Consider the following 18,277-nt stretch of genomic DNA (forward strand, 5'->3'; position numbering starts at 1 on the left):
CCGGAGGATGACGATGGCCATTGCCCGCGACACGCCCACCCCGCTCAGCCGCGTGCCCGACCTCGGCGACGCGCCGCCGGGTTCCGCGCACGAACGGGAACTGGCGGCGCTGTGGGAGTCCGAACCCGGCTGGCGCGGCTGGCTCGGCACGGTCGACCACAAGCGCATCGGGTTGCGCTACATCGTCACCGCGTTCGCGTTCCTGCTGCTCGGCGGCGTCGAAGCGCTCGTGATGCGGATCCAGCTCGCGCGGCCGAACGCGACGGTGCTCACGCCCGCGCAATACGACGCACTGTTCACGATGCACGGCGTCACGATGATCTTCCTGTACGCGCTGCCCGTGCTGTCCGGCTTCGCGAACTATCTGTGGCCGCTGATGCTCGGCTCGCGCGACATGGCGTTCCCGCGGCTGAACGCGTTCTCCTACTGGGCCTTCCTGTTCGCCGGGCTGTTCCTATATGCGAGCTTTCCGCTCGGCGCGGTGCCGGACGGCGGCTGGTTCAACTACGTGCCGCTCACGTCGCTCGACTACAGCGCCGGCGCGAACATCGACATCTATGCGCTCGGGATGATCCTGCTCGGCATCTCGACGACCGGCGGCGCCGCGAATTTCGTCGTCACGCTGCTGCGGATGCGCGCGCACGGGATGTCGATCGACCGGCTGCCGATCATCGTGTGGGGCACGCTGACCGCATCGGTCGCAAACCTCGTCGCGGTGCCGTCCGTGAGCCTTGCGTTCCTGCTGCTGTGGCTCGATCGCAATGCCGGCACGCACTTCTTCGATGTCGCGAACGGCGGGCGGCCGCTGTTGTGGCAGCACCTGTTCTGGATGTTCGCGCATCCCTGGGTGTACGTGGTCGTGCTGCCGGCGATGGGGATCGTGTCGGATGCGCTGCCGACCTTCTGCCGGCGGCCGCTCGTCGCGTACGAGGCCGTCGCGGTGTCGACGGTGGCGACGATGCTGATCGGCTTCGAGGTGTGGGTCCACCACATGTTCGCGACCGGCATCGCGCCGCTCGCGCTCGCGTTCTTCGGCGCGGCGAGCATGCTGATCTCGATCCCGAGCGCGGTCGCGGTGTTCGCGTGGCTCGCGACGATCTGGACCGGCCGTCCGGTGTTCCGCACGCCGTTCCTGTATTTCGCGGGCTTCGTGCTGATGTTCGTGATCGGCGGCGTATCGGGCGTGATGACGGCCGCGGTGCCGCTCGACTGGCAGCTCACCGACACGTACTTCGTCGTCGCGCACCTGCACTACGTGCTGCTCGGCATCAACGTGTTCCCGGTGCTCGGCGGCGTCACGTACTGGTTCCCGAAGTTCACCGGGCGGATGATGAACGAGCGGTTCGGCAAGCTGACGTTCTGGGTCGTGCTGATCGGCTTCAACCTCGGCTTCTTCCCGATGCACGTTTCCGGGCTGCTCGGGATGCCGCGCCGGATCTATACCTACCCGTCCGGGATGGGCTGGGACACGTCGAACCTGCTGACCACGATCGGCTCGTTCGTCTTCGGCATCGGTATCGTGATGTTCGTCGTCAACGCGCTCGTCAGCGCGCGGCGCGGCGCCCGCGTCGGCAACAATCCGTGGGGCGCGCCCGGCCTCGAATGGTCGGTCGCGTCGCCGACGCCCGTGTACAACTTCGCGGTGCTGCCGCTGGTCGCGTCGCGGCACCCGCTGTGGGAAACGCGCGACGACGACCGGCGCACCAGCATGCGGGTCGGCTACCGGCTCGCGGACGGCCGCGAGGCGCTCGCGGTCACGCCGCTCGCGGCGACGCCGAGCGCGATCCTGAAGATGCCCGAGGACAGCTGCGTGCCGTTCGTGCTCGCGCTGCTCGCCACCGCCGTGTTCGCGGCGATGCTGGCGCGCTCGCCGACGCTCGTCTGCGCGGCCGTGGCCGGCTGCGCGATCGGGACCGCCGTGTGGCTGTGGCCGCGCCGCACGCTCGGCCAGCGTGCGCGGCTGCCGGCCCGCGACGACACGCAGGCGCCGGCTGACGCCGCCGGGCCGCATGCGGACGAGCCGCGCTCGGCGAAGGTGCCGGCGGACGCGCCGATCGCGTGCGTCGAACCGCTGCCGGTCGGCAGCTGCGGCGAGCGCGCGGGCGGCTGGTGGGGGGTCATCACGCTGATCGTGACCGAGGCCGGGTTGTTCGGCTACCTGCTGTTCTGCTACTTCTACCTGCAATCGCAATCGGCCGCGCCGTGGCCGCCCGAAGGGATGCCGAAGATCGGCCTCGCGGCGGGCAACACCGTCGTGCTGCTGTCGAGCAGCGTGTTCGTGTGGCTCGCGGAACGTTCGGTGCGCGCCGGCAAGCGGCCGCACGCGGTGGCCGCGCTCGCCGTCGCGCTGCTGCTGGGTGCCGCCTTCGCGCTCGTCCAGTTGCACGAGTGGCGCAGCCATCCGTACGGCCCGACCGCACACCTGTACGGCAGCCTGTATTTCACGATCACCGGTTTCCACCTCGCGCACGTGGTGGCCGGCCTCGTGATCCTCGCGCTGCTCGCCGGCTGGACGGCGGCCGGCTTCTTCGGCCGCGAGCGGCGCGTCGCGCTGACCGTCGGCGGGCTCTACTGGCACTTCGTCGACATCGTGTGGCTGTTCATCTTCACTGCGCTGTACGTGTCGCCTTACTGGCTGAGGAGAGCCTGATGAACGGCGCCCGACGCGCGTGGACCCCGTTGCTCGCGATCGCGGCCGGCCTGGTCGGCGCGCCCGCGCTGTGGTTCGCGCAGATGCTCGCGTCCGAGACGCTCGCGTCGACCGCGTGCTATCCGCTCGGCGTCGCGCAAGCCGCGCCGCGCTGGGCCCACGTCGGCGCATGGCTTGCGCTGATCGCCGCGTGCGCGTTCGCGCTGGCGGCCGTCTTCGCCACGTGGCTCGTGCGCACGTGGCAACGCCGGCACGACGCGAACGTGCAGGCCGCGACGCGCGACGACAGCACGCGGTTCCTCGCGCGCTGCGGGATGCTCGCGGCGCTCGGGTTCGTGATCGGTCTCGTGTTCACGGGGATCGTCACCGCTTTCGTGGGGCCGTGCAGCCCATGGCGCTGATCTCGTTCGCGTCGTTCCGCTTTCCGGGGCGCCGGGCCGGCGTCGTGCTCGCCGTGTGCGTCGCGCTCGGCGCGTGCGACATGCGGCAGGACGACCAGCCGACGTCCGACGGCGGCAGGGCCGAAGCCGCGTCGGCGGCGCGAGCGCCCGAGCCGGAGTCGGAGTCGGGCTGGCGTTTCGTGCGGATTCGCGCGTCGGCAGCCGATGCCGGGGCGTCGATGTCGGCGCGCGTGAACGACGATCCACGGCTGGGGCAGCGGCGTGGCGGGGCTCCGGCCCCGGCCCCGGCCCCGGCTCCGGCTCCGGCTTCGGCCACGCCGCCGGACGCTTCATCGGCTGCTTCGGCCGTTTCCCCGGCCCGCCGGCCGGTCATTGCCGCGGCCGCCGCGAGCGCCGACGCCGCGACCATCGCGCGCGGCCGCTACCTCGCGCTCGCCGGCGATTGCGCGGCCTGCCACGACGCGGCCGACCACACGCCGTACGCAGGCGGCCAGCCGGTGAATTCGCCGTTCGGGCCGATCTATGCGCCGAACATCACGCCGGACCCCGCGCACGGAATCGGCAGTTACACGCTGCGACAATTCGACGACGCATTGCGCCGCGGCGTGCGCGCGGACGGCAGCCGGCTGTATCCGGCGATGCCCTACCCGTCGCTTGCGCATCTGACCGACGACGACGTGCGCGCACTGTATGCGTATTTCATGCGCGGCGTCGCGCCATCCGCGAACGCGGCGAAACTCACGCAACTGCCGTTTCCGTTCAACCAGCGCTGGGCGCTCGGGCTGTGGAGCCTGGCGTTCGCGAATCGCGACCGCTTCGTGCCACAGCCGTCGCAATCGTCGGAATGGAATCGCGGCGCGTATCTCGTGCAAGGGCTCGGCCATTGTGGCGCATGCCATACGCCGCGCGGGCCGGCCTATAACGAGCGCGGCTATGACGAACGCAGCCCCGCGTTCCTGACCGGCGGCATCAACGATCACTGGTTCGCGCCGAACCTGACCGGTGCGGATGCGGACGGCCTCGGCCGCTGGTCGGCCGACGATATCGCCGCATTCCTGCGCAGCGGCCACGCGGTGCGCGGCGCGGTGTTCGGCGCGATGGCGCCGGTCGTCGGGGAAAGCACCGCGCTGCTGACGGATGCCGATCGTCGGGCGATCGCCGTGTACCTGAAGTCGTTGCCCGCGCAACCGACTGCCGCGACGAATCCGCTCGGTGTCGGCGTTCCGCGGCTGACGGCAGCCGGGCCGCGTCCGGAAGGCGGACAGCAGGCCCCGGGCGCCGGCGTGTATGCAGGTTTCTGCGCGCGCTGCCACGGCGCCGAAGGTGCGGGCGTGCCGGATCACGGGCCGCCGCTCGCGGGCAATTCGGCGGTGCTTGCGGCCGATCCGACGAGTGCGATCCGGATCGTCGTCGAAGGTGCGCGGCCGGCGCCCGGCACGCACGGCCCCGTGCGGCGGATGCCCGCGATGCGCGGCGCGCTCACGAGCAGCGAGATCGCGGCGGTCGTCAGCTACGTGCGCGGCGCATGGGGAAATCGTGCCGCACCGGTGTCGGAGCAGGACGTGAGAAGGTTGCGGGCGGCGATCCATCGATAGCGGCGTGCTGCGCCAGGCTCACTGCGCGCTGCCGTCGCCAGCTGCCTGCCACGTTCCGACGATGCGGCTACCAGCTCGCGATGGCCTCGGCTTCCGGTGCCTGTCATCAGCCGCCAAGGGTCTCGAACGCCGCGATCGCGATCCGCACACCATTTTGCCGGCGACGCCGGCCGGATAAGCACATGCAGGCCGGCGCGATATTCGCGGCCGGCCTCTGACGACGTTATGCGTGTGCTGCCGCACGTGCGCGCGAGCGCGCGCGCGTTGGTGTCGGTGCAGGCGCCGCTTCGGCGGCCTGCACGGTCGGCGCAACGGTCAGGTGCAATCCCAAGGCGCCGACAACCTTCATGATCGTTGCAAACTCCGCGTTCCCACCTTCCGACAGCGCACGGTAGAGCGCTTCGCGCTTCACGCCGGATTCGCGCGCCAGCGCGGTCATGCCGCGCGCTTTCGCGACGTTCCCGAGCGCGGCCTGGATCAGGCGTGGATCGCCATCTTCGAACGCTTGCGCCAGGTAGTGACGAATCGCTTCCTCGTCCTTCAGGTACTTCGAGCCGTCGAATTCGGCCAGTTCGCTGATTTTCATACTCAATCCTCCAGTTCACCGGCGATTTGCTTCGCCGTCTTGATGTCCTTCTTTTGCGTCGACTTGTCCCCGCCGCACAACACCACGACGATGATTTTTCCGCGCCTCACGAAGTAGGCCCGGTATCCCGGCCCTACGTCGATCTTCATTTCGTTGACGCCGTCACCCACTGCTCGCCATTGGCCGAGGTTGCCGAGCTTCGCCCGCTCGATGCGCAGGCTGATTGCCGCGCTACCGACCGGATCGCGAAGCCCATCGAGCCATCGATCAAATTGTGGGGTAGTCAGGACTTTGAACATGAATCGATTGTAACTCATGGGGGACACCGTGACTACGGCTTTGTGCGGCTCGCCGGATCGGCGCGCGCGGAAGCCGGACGCGGTGCGTGACGCCGAACCCGCCACCGCGCGCGCATCATTTCCGCATGATTTTCCGCGTGATGCGCAGGGGCGCTCAGAAGGTCTACACACAGTTGACCCACGACTGGCCCGCAAAGTCGGACGCTTTCTGCGACGCCGCTATAGGGCCTGACAGCGTGCCGATCAGGCATTCCAGGGGAAGGCGGGGGGATATCGGCACACCGGCGCTGCGCAGTCCCCTCCCCGCCTGCCCGCTTCATTTATCAGGGCACGGCCCCCTCGGACCGCGTGGCGCGGGCCTGCCGCCATTTCACGCTGCGGTATTTCCGCGCGCTTCTCCGCACACTTTTTTTGCGCTGTGATGGTTGCGGGCAGCGATCCATCGATAGCGGCGTGCCACGCCCCGCTCCCTGCGCGCTGCCGTCACACCGCTGCAGGTAAGGCGGCCGCGGCGAGTCATCCGTATGAACGTACTTTCATGACGGTGCTCCCATTCCGCGACCGGCGCCGCCGTGCCTACCCGTGTCCGCATGGCAAGAGGCAGGGACCCGTACCGGCCGCACGACTGCGCGCCGGACCGGTCGATCATTGGATCGGCGGTGTCGTGCCCAGCTTCTCCGACAGCATCCGCTCGTACACGCCAAAATGCAGATCGACCTCCTTTTGCGTGACAGCGGTGACCGTGATGTTGATCTGGTCAGGCAACAGGCCCAGCACAACCGCCACCGCGGATTCAAGTTGCAGTGCACAAACCTTGTCCTCCGCCATCGTCGTGCCGACCAGCACGTCATAGGTCTTTTCCTGCCGGCACACGATTTCGACGAGTCGGGCGCGTGCGCTCATGTTGTTGTCGATCGCAAGCCGGACAACCTCCGCGACGGTGCGCATCGTCTCGGTCGGAAAACCCCTCGTCGAGCGCAGCCGGATCCGATGCCTGCCAAGGGTGAGCCAGTCCGTGTCGAATTCCATGGCGTCCTCCATAACGCAGTCGTGATTCGCCGCGATAATAGGTGCCGGCGCAAAAATTTCAAGTGCAAAAAAGCGGCCGCCGGCCCTTGAAATTTTCCGCAGAATTCCTATCTTAAGTTTCGCTCAGGCAGACGCGCGGGTCGCTTCATTCCGCGCGCTGCGTGTTTCGATTTGTTTGCCAACAGTCTGGCGGGCGAACTGGAGCGCGTAGGCCCGTTCGCCTCCATGCTGCAATCGAGGAGGATGTAATCATGAGCGATCTCTACTTCGGAACCGACCTCTTCAGCGAGTTCGACCGTCTGCAGCAGCAGATGGCGCAACTCTTCGGTGGTTTCCCGTCCAGCATCCGCGCGAGCCGGTTCGGCGCCTTTCCTCAGATCAACATCGGTGCGACCAACGAGTCGATCGAGATCATCGCATTCGCCCCGGGCATCAACGCCACCGAACTCGACGTATCGATCGACAAGGGCCTGCTGACCATCAGCGGCGAACGCAAATCGACACAACCCGAGGCTGGCGGCGAGACGCGCACCTATGCGCAGGAGCGCTTTGCCGGCGCCTTTCGGCGCGTCATCGAACTGCCCGACACCGCTGATCCCGACAAGGTCCAGGCGCGCTACGAAAATGGCTGCCTGTCGATCAGCGTCGGCAAACGCGAATCGTCCAAGCCGCGCGCCATCACCGTCCAGTAACCTGAGGAGCCGATCATGACTGACACGACCCAACTGGCCGAGCGCGACCCATCCGCCGTCGCGCGTCGCGACACGGAACAGGCCACGCGCCGGATCACGCTCACCCCGGCCGTCGACATATACGAGGACACCCAGGGCGTCACGCTGTGGGCCGATTTGCCCGGCGTGACGAAGGACAAGCTGGACGTCAAGGTTCACGACAGCAGCCTCTCGATCGAGGCCGAGGCGGTGGTGCCAACGCCGGCAAATCTGCGGCTGCAGCATGCCGAGGTCCGCCAACCGCACTTCGCCCGAACGTTCACGCTGTCACCGGACTTCGATACGTCAAGGATCGAGGCGAACCTCCAGGACGGGGTGCTGAAGCTGACCATCCCACGCCGCGACGAGGCGCGCCCACGGCGCATCGAAATCAAGACCGGCTGACGCGTCAGCACCGGCCGGTCGGCAGCGCGAGCGCCCCAGTTGCCCCGTTGCCGCGCAACGGGAGCAGGGAGCCCGATGCCTGATATGACGCTGCAGCGCTGGAAGGGCACGAAGCGCGGCGCGACGCGATCGAGTACGCGGTGCAACTGCTCGATTGCGGCGGGCCTGGCTCAGCCGAAGCTCGGGGCGCGCGCGCGACCTGATGCCCTGGCCGCCAGGCTCACGACAGATTGAAGCTGAATCGGAGGATGCCATGAGTACCGATCAGAAAAAGTGGAACCCCTTCAAGTTCCTTCGCGGAGCTGCCCGCAAGCCTGATGCGGAAGGCCCGGAAAGCCCGCCGACAAGCGAACCGTGGCGGGCCTCGTGGCCTGACATCCCGCGACTGTTCTCACGCGAACCGTGGCGTGCCATGGAGGAATTCTTTCACGACCCGTTTGCCGGCCGTGGCGCGCTCGAACGGTGGTTTGGCGACTTCAGTTCAGCGCGTTTCCAGCCGCGCATTGACGTCGTTGATGAAGGGCCCGTGCTGCGCGTGACCGCCGAACTGCCCGGAATGGCGCGCGAAGATCTGAAGGTGAGCGTCGAGGATGGGGCAATCGTGCTGCGCGGCGAGAAAAAGCAGGACGTGCGCAGTGAGGAAGACGGTTGCTACCGCCTGGAGCGCGCCCATGGAAGCTTCATGCGCACGATCCCGATGCCGGGGAACGCCGACCCCGACCACACCTTGGCAAAGTTTGACAACGGGGTCCTCACGTTGACCGTGCCGAAATCGGAACCGGCCAAGTCCACGAGTCGCACGATCGATATCGGCTGACAGGATTCCCCGCGCCAATCAGTCTCGGGTTTCGGGTTTCGGATGCATGTCGTCTGAAATTCGTGAGGATGACGTAGCGGCAAATCACAACGGTGGACCACGCTGCGCCATCGGACGGGCCGCGTCATGCGCGACCCGCCACCGCCTGCTCAGAACATGTGCCGGATCCCGGCCATCACGCCGACCTGGTTCTGCCCCGGCGCCGGCGTCGTGCCGCCCCCGCCGGCGCTGATCGTGAATGCCGCATGCGCGCTGTTCGCGAGATACGCGCTCTGCACATACACGGCCGTCTGCTTCGACAGCAGGTACGTACCGCGCAGCACGCCCAGCGTCGCGCGCGCATCCTGGCCGGACACGTTCACGTGATAGACGCCGCCATCGACGATGAAGGCCGGGCTCACGTAGTAGTTCGCGGTGAGGTAGTAGATGTTCGAGTGCAGGTTCGGGCCGCCCGATGCGCCCGTGTCGACCCAGCGGCCGATCCAGCCGCCGCCGAACCTCATCCCGAACGCGTTGACGTAGCCGTTGACCTGCGCGCGGTCGTCCCGGTCGCCGTTCGATGCGAGCGGCACCGGTTTCACGCCGTCGAAGAAATTCCCGGCCGCGGTCGCGCTGCCGCCGCGTTGTTCCTCGTACGAGGCGGCCACCCCGAACGCCGTCGCGTCGTACTTGAGCATCGCCGACCACAGGCGGCAGGCGGTCATGTCGCCGGGCGTCTGCCCCGCACAGGTGCCTTGCCCCGGTGAATTGCCGGTGCCGGCCGAATCGCGGCCGAACGAATACAACGCGCCGGCCGTCAGGCCGCCGAACTTGCCGCGCCACGCGACGGCGTTGTCCGCACGGCCGTTCGGGATGTACGCGTCGAGCGACGGCAGCCCGTAGATGTTCGGCCCGAGCAGGTCCGAGTCGAGCACCGCGTAGTACGTCATCGTGTACTGGCGGCCGAACGACAGCGTGCCGTACGGGCTTTCGATCCCCACCCAGCTTTGCCGGCCGAACAGGCGGCCGCCCTGCCCCATCGTGCCGTTGCCGGCGTTGAAGCCGCTCTCGAGCGCGAACACCGCCTTGTAGCCGCCGCCGAGATCCTCCGCGCCGCGCAGCCCCCAGCGCGACGGCAGCTCGCCGGTAATCGACGGCATCCGGACGATGCCCTTGCCCTGGGCGTTCGCGTGCGACACGTATTCGACGCCCGTATCGATCACGCCGTACAACGTCACGCTGCTTTGTGCAAAACCGGCCGTCGCGAATCCGAGCAACGCTCCGCCGACGAGAGGCTGAAATCTCATGCTGTCTCCAAACCTGTTGAGGGATGATTCTGTTTATATGTATAACTGATTAACTACATCGCACCCGTCTCGATGTTGCACGACGATGGCCTGCGACGCGCCCCGCGGAACCGCCCGACCTGCCAACCGGACGGGGCCGCGCGCCGCCGCGACTACGCCTGCAACACCGCCACGGCCTTGATTTCGACGATATAGCCGGGCGAGCCGCCCAGCATGTGCGCACCGACCGCGGTCCAAGCGGGCCGCGGATGCGCATGGAAATAGCGGTCGCGCACCTGCATGAACAGCGGCAGATCGCGCATGTCGGTATGGAAGGTCGTCAGGTCGACCACGTCGTCGAGCGACGCGCCGCCGGCCGCCAGCACGCATTTCAGGTTCTCGAACGCCTGCACGATCTGCGCTTCGCGGCCCTCGACCAGCCGCATGTCAGCGTCGCGGCCGATCTGCCCGGACACGTAGACGGTATCGCCGACCTTGATCGCCGGCGCATAGCCGATTTTTTCGTACACGGCTTCCATGCCGGCCGGGATGATCGCTTCGCGTTTGTGCATGAGTGTCTCCGTGGCCGCGCTTGCCGCGCCGGCCTGTTATGTCAATGTCGTGATCGTCGTCGCGTGCACGCGCGGCTGCGGCGCGTGCACGGGTGAGGCAAGCAAGTCGGCAGGCGCGCCGCTCAACCCGTATCGCCCCCCGCGACCGGCAGCACCGTGCCGGTGATGTAACTCGCTTCATCCGACGCGAGGAACAGGATCGGCGCGATCTGTTCGTCGAGGCTGCCGTAGCGCTTGAAGTACGTCGAGTCGGTCACTTGCCGCACCGCCTCGGCCATCCACGCCTGTTCCTGCGCGTTGTCGCCGGCCGCATTGCGCGGCACGCGGCGCGGCGGCGCCGTGGTGCCGCCCGGCGCGGTCGCGACCACGCGGATGTTGTGCGCCGCGTACTCCATCGCGAGCGCCGCCGTCAGCGCATTGACGCCGCCTTTCGCCGCCGAATACGGCACGCGGCGAATCCCGCGCGTCGCGTTCGACGACACGTTGACGATCGTGCCGCCGCCCGCGGCCAGCAGGTGCGGCAGCACCGCGTGACAGCTGTAGAGCGTCGGCATCAGCGAGCGGCGGATTTCCGCGTCGATCTGCTCGGGTTCGAACTCGGCGAACGGCCGCATGCGGATCGCGCCGCCGACGCCGTTGATCAGCACGTCGATCCGGCCGAACGTCGCGACCGCGCACGCCATCGCCGCGCGCGCGCCGTCGTAGGTCTCGAGATCGGCGACGAAGCCCGCCGTGTTGCCGCCCGGCGCTTCGGCGGCCACCTCGGCCACGAACGCCGCGCGATCGACGAACAGCACCTTGCCGCCCTCGGCCGCCGCGCGCAGCGCGACGCCGCGACCGATGCCCTGCGCCGCGCCGGTGACGACGACGACCTTTCCGGAGAATCGTTGCATGGTCATGCCGCCTTTGCCGTCACGTTCGGCGTGAACTTCTCGTAGTGGAAGCTGTTGGGCTTCACGCCCTCGTCGTCGAAGTACTGGCGTACCGCGTCGACCATCGGCGGCGGGCCGCACAGATACACATCCACGTCGCCGTCGTTCAGCGCGTCGGCCGGAATGTGCTGCGTGACCCAGCCCTTGCGTGCGTGGCTCGACGCCGCATCGGCGACGACGGTCGCGTAGCTGAAATTCGGCAGCTTCGCGGCATACGCGTCGATCGCGTCGACCAGCACCAGGTCGAGATCGCGCGTGACGCCATAGATGAGGTGCACCTTCTGCTGCGAGCCGCTGCGCGCCAGCACCTCGAGCATCGACAAAAACGGCGCGAGGCCCGTGCCGCCCGCGAGAAACAGCAGCGGCCGCGCGACGTCGCGCAGGTAGAAGCTGCCCAGCGGCCCGTTCAGTTCGAGCGTGTCGCCGGCTTTCGCCGATTCGAGCCACGTGCTCATCACGCCGCCCGGAATTTTCTTGATCAGGAAGCCGACCTTCGTGTCGCCCGGCGCGGACGAGAACGAATACGACCGGTGCTGGCCGCTGCCCGGCACGCCGATGTTCACGTACTGGCCCGGCAGGAACACCGGTGCGGCCGCGCCGACGTCGAGCTCGAGCACGATCGCCGCGTCGTTGTGCGGCTCGACCTTCGTCACGGTCGCGGCAAACGCGGCGTGACCGGTCTTGCACGCGACCGACGACGTCGGCACCGCGATCACGCAGTCGCTCTCCGGCACCATCTGGCACGTCAGCACGAGGCCGCCTTCCTTCTCATCCTCGGTCAGCGCATCGTCGATGTAGTCGTCGCCGAGATCGTAGCTGCCGCTTTCCGCGCGGCACTTGCAAGTGCCGCACACGCCGTCGGAGCAGTCCATCGGCAGGTTGATCTTTGCGCGGAACGCGGCGTCGAGCACCTTCTCGCCGGCCTTGCAGTCGATGAAGCGGGTGACCCCGTCCTCGAAGTTCAGTGCAATCTTGTAGGTGGACATGACCTCGTCTCCCTGTGTTACGTGTCGAAACAAGCGGCGTCAGACGTGATAGACGTCGAGCACCTGCCGGATGTAGTCGTTCTTCAGCACGATCTTCTTGTGCGAGATCAGCAGCGCATCGCCCACCTGGCGCAGCGTGACGAACATCGTGCCGAAGTGGTGATCGGTCACGCGGTAGCGGTGGGCCAGCGTGTCGAAGTTGTAGCGCACGTCCACCTCGCCGTCGCGCTCGGCCAGCACCTCGACGTTCGTCACGTTGTGGCTGGTGCGCGGCTCGGGCGTCGACGCGCCGCTGCGCTCGGTCTTGATCCGGAACACGCGATCCTCGAGGCCGCCGCGATCCGCGTAGTACATCAGCGAGATCTGGCTTTGCGGATCGTCGGTCGGCCGGTCATCGTCGTCCCACGCGGGCATCCAGTACGTGACGTCCTCGGTGTAGCAGGTCAGCCACGCGTCCCACTCGCGATCGTCGAGCAGGCGCGCTTCGCGATACAGCGCCGCGCAGATGGTCCGGTAATCGATGTTCATGCTGCCACCTCCCCGCGTTCCTGCTTCAGCGCATCGCGCATCACGTTCACCCAGTGTTCGTGCTGGCACACGAACAGCCCTTCGTCCTCGCTGCGCTCGCCCGAAATGCGCGGGTTCAGCCCCATCTTCCTCGCGTTCTCGTCCGGCCCGTGCACCCACAGCGGCGCGCCGCGCGACAGGTCGTTCCACATCGCCGTGATGCCCGCGTAGCCGGCCTGGCACGCGCGGAACTCCTCGAGATCGTCGGCCGTGCCCATCCCGGTCACGTTGAAGAAATCCTCGTACTGGCGAATCCGCGTCGTGCGGTCGGCTTCGCTCTCGCCCTTCGGCGCGAAGCAGAAGATGCTGACTTCGGTCTTGTCGACGCCGAGCGGACGCACCACGCGGATCTGCGTGCTGAACTGGTCCATCAGGAACACGTTCGGGTACACGCACAGGTTGCGCGTCTGGTTCACGATGAAGTCGGCCTGCACTTCGCCCACGCGCGCCTTGATCTCGTCACGGTGCTGGTACACGGGCCGCACTTCGGGGTTCATCGTCTTCGTCCACAGCAGGATGTGGCCGTTGTCGAAGCCGTACACGCCCGCGACCGACTTGCTCCAGCTGTTCGCATCGACGGCCTTGGTGCCGTCTTCCTTGCGGCGGCCCATCGTCGCCGCGTAGTTCCAGTGCACGGTGCTCACGTGATAGCCGTCGCAACCGTTCTCCATCTGCATCTTCCAGTTGCCTTCGTAGATGTAGGAGGAGTTGCCGCGCAGCACTTCGAGACCGTTCGGCGCCTGGTCGACGATCTGGTCGATGATCACGCGCGCCTCGCCGAGGTAGTCCTCGAGCGGCAGCACGTCGTCGCTCAGGCTGCCGAACAGGAAGCCGCGATAGCTCTGGAAGCGCGCGACCTTCTTCAGGTCGTGCGAGCCGTGCGTGTTGAACTGCACCGGATACTCGGTGGTCTTCTCGTCCTTGACCTTCAGCAGCTTGCCGGTGTTCGAGAAGGTCCAGCCGTGGAACGGGCACGTGAAGCTGCCCTTGTTGCCGTGCTTGCGGCGGCACAGCATCGCGCCCTTGTGCGCGCAGGCGTTGATCACCGCGTGCAGCTCGCCGGTCTTGTCGCGCGTGATGACGACCGGCTGGCGGCCGATCCACGTCGTGTAGTAATCGTTGTTGTTCGGGATCTGGCTCTCGTGCGCGAGGTACACCCAGTTGCGCTCGAAGATGTGCTTCATCTCGAGCTCGTACAGCGCCTCGTTCGTGAAGATGTCGCGGCGGCAGCGGAAGATGCCGGCCTCCTTGTCATCCTGCACGGCGGTGGCGAGCAGATGGTCCAGTTCGGTGGTGGGGTCGATCGTGGCGGACATGTTGGTTCCTCCTGTGCGCGTGCCGGGTCCTGCAAGCACGCTCGCATCGGTGTCGATTGAATCTCGCGGAGACCCGGCCGGCGGCGGCGCCTGCGCGCCGCCGTGCCGTCGGGCCGGTTATGCCGTGGCGGAAGCGCGCAGGCGTTCGACGATCTGGTTGTCCTTGCCCTCGACGCGCGGCGTCAGGACGAAGTTGAACTCGATGTCCTGGTACGCGTCGGCCTTCATGCCGAGCGCGGTGCCGCCGGTTTTGGCGGTGACGGGCGGAATCAGCGCCTCGCGCGTCGCATACGCGAAGTCGTCCCAGATCAGCGGATCGCCGTCGATGTTGAACTGCGTCGTCAGCTTGCGGTGGCCGTCGCTCGTCACGAAGAAGTGCACGTGTGCCGGGCGGTTGCCGTGACGGCCGAGGCGGTCGAGCAGTTGCTGCGTCGCGCCCTGCGGCGGGCAACCGTAGCCGACCGGCATCAGCGTGCGGAATTCGTACGAGCCGTCCGCGCGCGTCTTCACCGCGCCGCGCAGGTTGAAATCGCTCTGCTTGCCGGTCGGGTCGAAGTGCGAATAGAAGCCGTGCGAGTTCGCGTGCCAGCATTCGACCAGCGCGCCGGCCACCGGCTTGCCGTCGAGCCCCTTGACCGTGCCGTGGATCACGAGCGGGCCCGCGCCTTCGTCCGCGTCGAGGTCGATCTTCGCGACGCCGTCGCGCACCGGCGCGCCGGCGACGTACAGCGGGCCTTCGATCGTGCGCGGCGTGCCGCCGTCGAGGCCGAGCGCCTCGTCCTCGGCGTCCATCCGGATGTCGAGATACTTCTCGAGGCCGAGGCCGGCCGCGAGCAGCGCGGCTTCGCCGTCCTGGCCGAGCTTGTTCAGGTAGTTCACGCCGGCCCACACTTCGTCGGGCGTGATGTCGAGATCGTCGATCGCCTTGAACAGGTCGCCGAGCAACCGCTGGACGATCTGCTGCGTGCGTGCGTTGCCGACGTTCGCGCCCGCGTTCGACGCGGCCTTCAGCAGGTCCTGCACTTCCTTCGTATCGAAAACTTTGACGCTCATGATGGTGTCTCCACGTGTATTGGGGGAATGGTGACCCGGGGTGCGCGCTGCCGGAGCAGCGGCGACTCCGTGGCTCAAACGTCGCCGTCGTGAATCGACGACGGGTGGCGACACAACGGCGTCACCGAAATCTTCATGTACGGGAACAGCGGCAGGCCGGTCAGGATCTCGTGCAGCTCGGCATTGCCCGCTACGTCGAACACGCTGTAGTTCGCGTATTCGCCGGCGATGCGCCAGATGTGGCGCCACTTGCCGCTGCGCTGCAGGTCCTGCGAATACGCCTTCTCGCGGGCCTTGATTTCGTCGGCCACCGCGGCCGGCAGGTCGGCCGGGATGTTGACGTCCATGCGTACGTGGAAAAGCATCGTGATGTCCTGATACGTATTCGGTTAGCGGGAGACTTTCGTCAGCCCGTCGCGGGTGAAGCGCGCGATCTTCGCTTCGTCGAGTTCGATGCCGAGGCCCGGGCCGCTCGGCACGGTCAGTTCGAAATCGCTGTAGTCGAGCGGGGTCGCGAGGATTTCCTCGGTGATCAGGAGCGGTCCGAACAGTTCGGTGCCCCACTGCAGGTTCGCGAAGCTTGCGAACAGATGCGCGGACGCCACCGTGCTGAACGCGCCTTCGAGCATCGTGCCGCCGTACAGCTCGATGCCGGCCGCATCCGCGATCGCCGCGACGCGCTGCGCGGCAAAGAGGCCGCCGCTCTGCTCGATCTTGATCGCGAACACATCCGCGCCGTGCTGCTTCGCGATCTCGAACGCGCTGTCCGGGCCCTGCAGGATTTCGTCGGCCATCAGCGCGACCGGGAAGCGGCGCATCAGCCGCGCGAGCGCCGCGGCCGACGCAACCGGCTGCTCAACCAGTTCGCAACCGGCATCGGCCAGCGCCGGAATCGCGCGCGCGGCCTGCGTTTCGCTCCACGCCATGTTCACGTCGACGCGCACCGACGCGCGCTCGCCCACCGCCCGCTTGATCTCGGCCACATGCTTGATGTCCGCGTCGAGCGCCTTCGCGCCGATCTTCAGCTTGAACACGTTGTGGCGGCGCAGGTCGAGCATGCGCTCGGCTTCGGCGATATCGGTCGCGGTGTTGCCCGAGGCGAGCGTCCACGCGACCGGCAGGCGATCGCGCCGGCGGCCGCCGAGCAGTTCGCTGACCGGCACGCCGAGACGCTTGCCGTGCGCGTCGAGCAGCGCGGTTTCGAGTGCGCTCTTCGCGAAGTGATTGACCTTCGCGAGCTTGCCGAGGAACGCCATCAGCGCCTGGATGCGCGTCGCGTCGTGGCCGATGATCGCCGGGGCGAGATACGCGTCGATCGCGAGCTTCATCGCTTCGGGGCTTTCCGGGCCGTAGGCCATCCCGGCGATCGTCGTGCCTTCGCCGAGGCCCGTCACGCCGTCGCTGCAAGTCACCTTCACCAGCATCAGCGTCTGGCCGTGCATCGTGGCGACCGACAGCTTGTGCGGACGGATCGTCGGCAGGTCGACGAGGCGGGTTTCAATGCGTTCGATGGTGATCGGGGACATGGGGCACGCTGCGTGTGGGGAGTTCATGGAACGGATTTATACGCGGCGGGGAAATGGGGCGTCCAATACTTTTGGGCGCGGTTTTTGATACCTGGCGGGTATCGAAATCGGGCTCGTGGCCCGGAATATTGCGCTGCGCCATACCTATTTTGGTTAGGTGTATGGGCTGGGAGGCTTGCTGGAGCGCGGTTGCGGGTGGTCGGGTATCGCTTGGGAGGGGGTGCGATGCGGCTGCCTTCGGTCGCGGGGAATCCGGCTGAAGCCGGCGGTCTGCCGAGGGGGGATCAGGGTTTTCCTGAGGGCAATTCGGGCGGCAGTTCCTCTTCGGAACCGGTCGTTCGAACCGCCAGAACCCCAGCGTCGTCTCGGGGTCGACTGCTGTCGATACGCACTTGGGAAGCGGCAATTCATGCACAATGTCGAACCGTCGCCCTTTGGGCGGAAGTCGGCATTCAAACGGCGTGAGGTTCCGCGGACCAAGGCCGTTCGTTCATGCTTTCGCACGAACGGACTGCCCCAACCGGGCTGCGACCCAGCGACAGTGCGACCGCTTTTGCCGCCCGCTCCTCACGTGCGTGGGAACCGCGTATCAGCCCTTCAACTCACGCGAACGTTCTTGTTATGCCAGACGATTTCGAAGTTCACGGCCCGCACGATCATGCGGTGGAGCACCCTGCGGCGCATGAAGAAGACCACGGAGCGGCGCGCATCGCCGTGATGACTGCTGTCCTCGCCTGCGTCGGCGCGATTTCCGCCTACCAGAGCGGTGCGGACGAGAATTTCGCGTTGCTGCACAAGAACGAGGCCGCGATCCAGAAAACCGAGGCAGCTAACCTGTGGGCCTATTACCAGGCAAAGGGCGAGAAGCAGAATCTAGCCGAGCTCGGTGCGGCGTTGAGCCAGGACGCGTCGCCGCGAAGAAAGCGCTTCGAAGCAGACGCGGCGCGGTATCGCGAAGAGAAGGAGCCGATCCGCAAGCGCGCCGAAGCGCTCGAGCAAGAAGTCGTGAAGAGCAATGCTGCAAGCGAGGCGCGGCTACACCGGCACCATCGTTGGGCGCAGGCCACGACCATCATCCAGATCTCGATCGCGCTTGCTGCGATCACGATTCTCACGCGGCGCAAATGGATGCAACACCTGTCGATGGGCGCCGCCGCGATCGGCGTCGTGCTGACAGGGCTGGCGTTCTTCGGTGTGTAGCGGCCCGGCGAGCGGGCGCTTGCCGGCCAGTTCCGGTCGTTCAGTCGGTCACCGGGGTGCCATCACGCGCAGCACCGGATGTCCCTCGACGTCCTTCAGCGGGAAATAGGCGCGATGCGTTGCCGGGTCGACTCCAACCACATGCGCATTGGATCCAATCAGCCCTTCGCCGATCTTCGACACCGTTGAGGAGCGAACGGAAAACATCGACACGACGCCGGCTTCTCCAGCAACATAAAGCGTTCCCGGAGCGGGATCGAATGCGAGTACGTCGGGATCGTCACCGACGTCAAACGACTGGACGACCCGTCTCGTGAGCAGGTTCAACTCCAGAAGGCGGGCGTTGTCTTCGCAGGTGCGAGCACGCG

General features: G+C 67.0%; 19 protein-coding genes and 1 pseudogene. 7 read left to right on the plus strand and 13 right to left on the minus strand.

The annotated features are described in order from the left end of the window. The first annotated feature begins 13 nt into the window (after positions 1-13). Genes ctaD through ACTJKF_RS11315 form a run of 3 tightly spaced genes read left to right on the plus strand, consistent with a single transcriptional unit; the run spans position 14 to position 4,646 of the window. Positions 14-2,650, plus strand: a complete 2,637-nt coding sequence (gene ctaD, locus ACTJKF_RS11305; RefSeq protein ID WP_440623624.1) for a cytochrome c oxidase subunit I — start codon at positions 14-16, stop codon at positions 2,648-2,650. Continuing rightward, positions 2,650-3,051: a cytochrome C oxidase subunit I gene (locus ACTJKF_RS11310; RefSeq protein WP_440623625.1), complete on the plus strand. Its 402-nt coding sequence runs from the start codon at positions 2,650-2,652 to the stop codon at positions 3,049-3,051. Before ctaD ends, ACTJKF_RS11310 begins: the two co-directional genes overlap by 1 nt. Beyond that, on the plus strand, positions 3,042-4,646 hold the full coding sequence (locus ACTJKF_RS11315; protein ID WP_440623626.1) for a c-type cytochrome: 1,605 nt from the start codon (positions 3,042-3,044) through the stop codon (positions 4,644-4,646). The genes ACTJKF_RS11310 and ACTJKF_RS11315 overlap by 10 nt, the downstream gene beginning before the upstream one ends. Before the next feature lie 223 nt (positions 4,647-4,869). Here ACTJKF_RS11315 and ACTJKF_RS11320 read toward each other — a convergent pair whose 3' ends face one another. The 3 genes from ACTJKF_RS11320 to ACTJKF_RS11330 all read right to left on the minus strand — a co-directional run bounded on the left by ACTJKF_RS11320 (position 4,870) and on the right by ACTJKF_RS11330 (position 6,560). Then, positions 4,870-5,232 carry an addiction module antidote protein gene (locus tag ACTJKF_RS11320; protein ID WP_440623627.1) on the minus strand — a complete coding sequence of 121 codons (363 nt, stop codon included), beginning with the start codon at positions 5,230-5,232 and terminating at the stop codon, positions 4,870-4,872. 2 nt (positions 5,233-5,234) lie between these two features. After that, positions 5,235-5,531 (minus strand): type II toxin-antitoxin system RelE/ParE family toxin, encoded by a 297-nt coding sequence (locus ACTJKF_RS11325; RefSeq protein WP_440623767.1) that lies wholly within the window; start codon positions 5,529-5,531, stop codon positions 5,235-5,237. Between the two features lie 645 nt (positions 5,532-6,176). After that, on the minus strand, positions 6,177-6,560 hold the full coding sequence (locus ACTJKF_RS11330; RefSeq protein WP_440623628.1) for a hypothetical protein: 384 nt from the start codon (positions 6,558-6,560) through the stop codon (positions 6,177-6,179). A gap of 251 nt (positions 6,561-6,811) precedes the next feature. Between ACTJKF_RS11330 and ACTJKF_RS11335 the strand changes: the two genes are divergently transcribed. The 3 genes from ACTJKF_RS11335 (at position 6,812) to ACTJKF_RS11345 (ending at position 8,492) form a co-directional block, all read left to right on the plus strand. Next, a complete protein-coding gene (locus ACTJKF_RS11335) occupies positions 6,812-7,252 on the plus strand; it encodes an Hsp20/alpha crystallin family protein (protein ID WP_440623629.1) in 441 nt (146 codons plus the stop codon). A 15-nt stretch (positions 7,253-7,267) separates the two neighbouring features. Beyond that, entirely contained in the window at positions 7,268-7,675 is a 408-nt protein-coding gene (locus ACTJKF_RS11340; protein WP_440623630.1) for an Hsp20/alpha crystallin family protein, read from the plus strand. A 253-nt stretch (positions 7,676-7,928) separates the two neighbouring features. Further along, on the plus strand, positions 7,929-8,492 hold the full coding sequence (locus tag ACTJKF_RS11345) for an Hsp20/alpha crystallin family protein (RefSeq protein ID WP_440623631.1): 564 nt from the start codon (positions 7,929-7,931) through the stop codon (positions 8,490-8,492). Between the two features lie 149 nt (positions 8,493-8,641). Here ACTJKF_RS11345 and ACTJKF_RS11350 read toward each other — a convergent pair whose 3' ends face one another. From ACTJKF_RS11350 to ACTJKF_RS11390, 9 genes are all read right to left on the minus strand, one after another. Then, positions 8,642-9,778, minus strand: a complete 1,137-nt coding sequence (locus ACTJKF_RS11350; protein WP_440623632.1) for a porin — start codon at positions 9,776-9,778, stop codon at positions 8,642-8,644. 152 nt (positions 9,779-9,930) lie between these two features. Further along, positions 9,931-10,329: a RidA family protein gene (locus ACTJKF_RS11355; RefSeq protein WP_440623633.1), complete on the minus strand. Its 399-nt coding sequence runs from the start codon at positions 10,327-10,329 to the stop codon at positions 9,931-9,933. A 122-nt stretch (positions 10,330-10,451) separates the two neighbouring features. After that, positions 10,452-11,228, minus strand: coding sequence for a benzoate diol dehydrogenase BenD (gene benD, locus ACTJKF_RS11360; RefSeq protein WP_440623634.1), 777 nt, complete (start codon positions 11,226-11,228; stop codon positions 10,452-10,454). After that, positions 11,225-12,247, minus strand: a complete 1,023-nt coding sequence (gene benC, locus ACTJKF_RS11365) for a benzoate 1,2-dioxygenase electron transfer component BenC (RefSeq protein WP_440623635.1) — start codon at positions 12,245-12,247, stop codon at positions 11,225-11,227. The genes benD and benC overlap by 4 nt, the downstream gene beginning before the upstream one ends. Before the next feature lie 39 nt (positions 12,248-12,286). Then, a complete protein-coding gene (benB, locus tag ACTJKF_RS11370) occupies positions 12,287-12,775 on the minus strand; it encodes a benzoate 1,2-dioxygenase small subunit (RefSeq protein WP_440623636.1) in 489 nt (162 codons plus the stop codon). Next, on the minus strand, positions 12,772-14,130 hold the full coding sequence (locus ACTJKF_RS11375) for a Rieske 2Fe-2S domain-containing protein (RefSeq protein WP_440623637.1): 1,359 nt from the start codon (positions 14,128-14,130) through the stop codon (positions 12,772-12,774). Before ACTJKF_RS11375 ends, benB begins: the two co-directional genes overlap by 4 nt. Before the next feature lie 117 nt (positions 14,131-14,247). Continuing rightward, on the minus strand, positions 14,248-15,183 hold the full coding sequence (catA, locus tag ACTJKF_RS11380; protein WP_440623638.1) for a catechol 1,2-dioxygenase: 936 nt from the start codon (positions 15,181-15,183) through the stop codon (positions 14,248-14,250). A gap of 74 nt (positions 15,184-15,257) precedes the next feature. Further along, positions 15,258-15,548 carry a muconolactone Delta-isomerase gene (catC, locus tag ACTJKF_RS11385; protein WP_440623640.1) on the minus strand — a complete coding sequence of 97 codons (291 nt, stop codon included), beginning with the start codon at positions 15,546-15,548 and terminating at the stop codon, positions 15,258-15,260. Between the two features lie 24 nt (positions 15,549-15,572). Beyond that, a complete protein-coding gene (locus tag ACTJKF_RS11390; protein ID WP_440623641.1) occupies positions 15,573-16,709 on the minus strand; it encodes a muconate/chloromuconate family cycloisomerase in 1,137 nt (378 codons plus the stop codon). 621 nt (positions 16,710-17,330) lie between these two features. On the opposite strand from ACTJKF_RS11390, the gene ACTJKF_RS11395 reads away from it, so the two are divergent. Then, the gene (locus ACTJKF_RS11395; RefSeq protein ID WP_440623642.1) at positions 17,331-17,909 is read left to right on the plus strand and encodes a DUF4337 domain-containing protein; all 579 of its coding nucleotides are present in this window, start codon (positions 17,331-17,333) and stop codon (positions 17,907-17,909) included. 48 nt (positions 17,910-17,957) lie between these two features. Here the strand turns inward: ACTJKF_RS11395 and ACTJKF_RS11400 are convergent. Then, a pseudogene (locus ACTJKF_RS11400) lies at positions 17,958-18,263 on the minus strand (YncE family protein); the annotation flags it as partial. Between the last annotated feature and the right edge of the window lie 14 nt (positions 18,264-18,277).

It is taken from the genome of Burkholderia sp. 22313, assembly GCF_052045245.1.
GTDB lineage: Bacteria > Pseudomonadota > Gammaproteobacteria > Burkholderiales > Burkholderiaceae > Burkholderia.

Bases quoted from the DNA above. Each gene is read 5' to 3' on its own strand.
- ACTJKF_RS11395 (WP_440623642.1), top strand. From the start codon at position 17,331: ATGCCAGACGATTTCGAAGTTCACGGCCCGCACGATCATGCGGTGGAG.
- ACTJKF_RS11390 (WP_440623641.1), bottom strand. From the start codon at position 16,709: ATGTCCCCGATCACCATCGAACGCATTGAAACCCGCCTCGTCGACCTG.
- ACTJKF_RS11340 (WP_440623630.1), top strand. From the start codon at position 7,268: ATGACTGACACGACCCAACTGGCCGAGCGCGACCCATCCGCCGTCGCG.
- benC (WP_440623635.1), bottom strand. From the start codon at position 12,247: ATGTCCACCTACAAGATTGCACTGAACTTCGAGGACGGGGTCACCCGC.
- ACTJKF_RS11320 (WP_440623627.1), bottom strand. From the start codon at position 5,232: ATGAAAATCAGCGAACTGGCCGAATTCGACGGCTCGAAGTACCTGAAG.
- benB (WP_440623636.1), bottom strand. From the start codon at position 12,775: ATGAACATCGATTACCGGACCATCTGCGCGGCGCTGTATCGCGAAGCG.
- ACTJKF_RS11345 (WP_440623631.1), top strand. From the start codon at position 7,929: ATGAGTACCGATCAGAAAAAGTGGAACCCCTTCAAGTTCCTTCGCGGA.
- ACTJKF_RS11335 (WP_440623629.1), top strand. From the start codon at position 6,812: ATGAGCGATCTCTACTTCGGAACCGACCTCTTCAGCGAGTTCGACCGT.
- benD (WP_440623634.1), bottom strand. From the start codon at position 11,228: ATGACCATGCAACGATTCTCCGGAAAGGTCGTCGTCGTCACCGGCGCG.
- catA (WP_440623638.1), bottom strand. From the start codon at position 15,183: ATGAGCGTCAAAGTTTTCGATACGAAGGAAGTGCAGGACCTGCTGAAG.
- ACTJKF_RS11375 (WP_440623637.1), bottom strand. From the start codon at position 14,130: ATGTCCGCCACGATCGACCCCACCACCGAACTGGACCATCTGCTCGCC.
- ACTJKF_RS11325 (WP_440623767.1), bottom strand. From the start codon at position 5,531: ATGTTCAAAGTCCTGACTACCCCACAATTTGATCGATGGCTCGATGGG.
- ACTJKF_RS11315 (WP_440623626.1), top strand. From the start codon at position 3,042: ATGGCGCTGATCTCGTTCGCGTCGTTCCGCTTTCCGGGGCGCCGGGCC.
- ACTJKF_RS11310 (WP_440623625.1), top strand. From the start codon at position 2,650: ATGAACGGCGCCCGACGCGCGTGGACCCCGTTGCTCGCGATCGCGGCC.
- ctaD (WP_440623624.1), top strand. From the start codon at position 14: ATGGCCATTGCCCGCGACACGCCCACCCCGCTCAGCCGCGTGCCCGAC.
- ACTJKF_RS11330 (WP_440623628.1), bottom strand. From the start codon at position 6,560: ATGGAATTCGACACGGACTGGCTCACCCTTGGCAGGCATCGGATCCGG.
- ACTJKF_RS11355 (WP_440623633.1), bottom strand. From the start codon at position 10,329: ATGCACAAACGCGAAGCGATCATCCCGGCCGGCATGGAAGCCGTGTAC.
- catC (WP_440623640.1), bottom strand. From the start codon at position 15,548: ATGCTTTTCCACGTACGCATGGACGTCAACATCCCGGCCGACCTGCCG.
- ACTJKF_RS11350 (WP_440623632.1), bottom strand. From the start codon at position 9,778: ATGAGATTTCAGCCTCTCGTCGGCGGAGCGTTGCTCGGATTCGCGACG.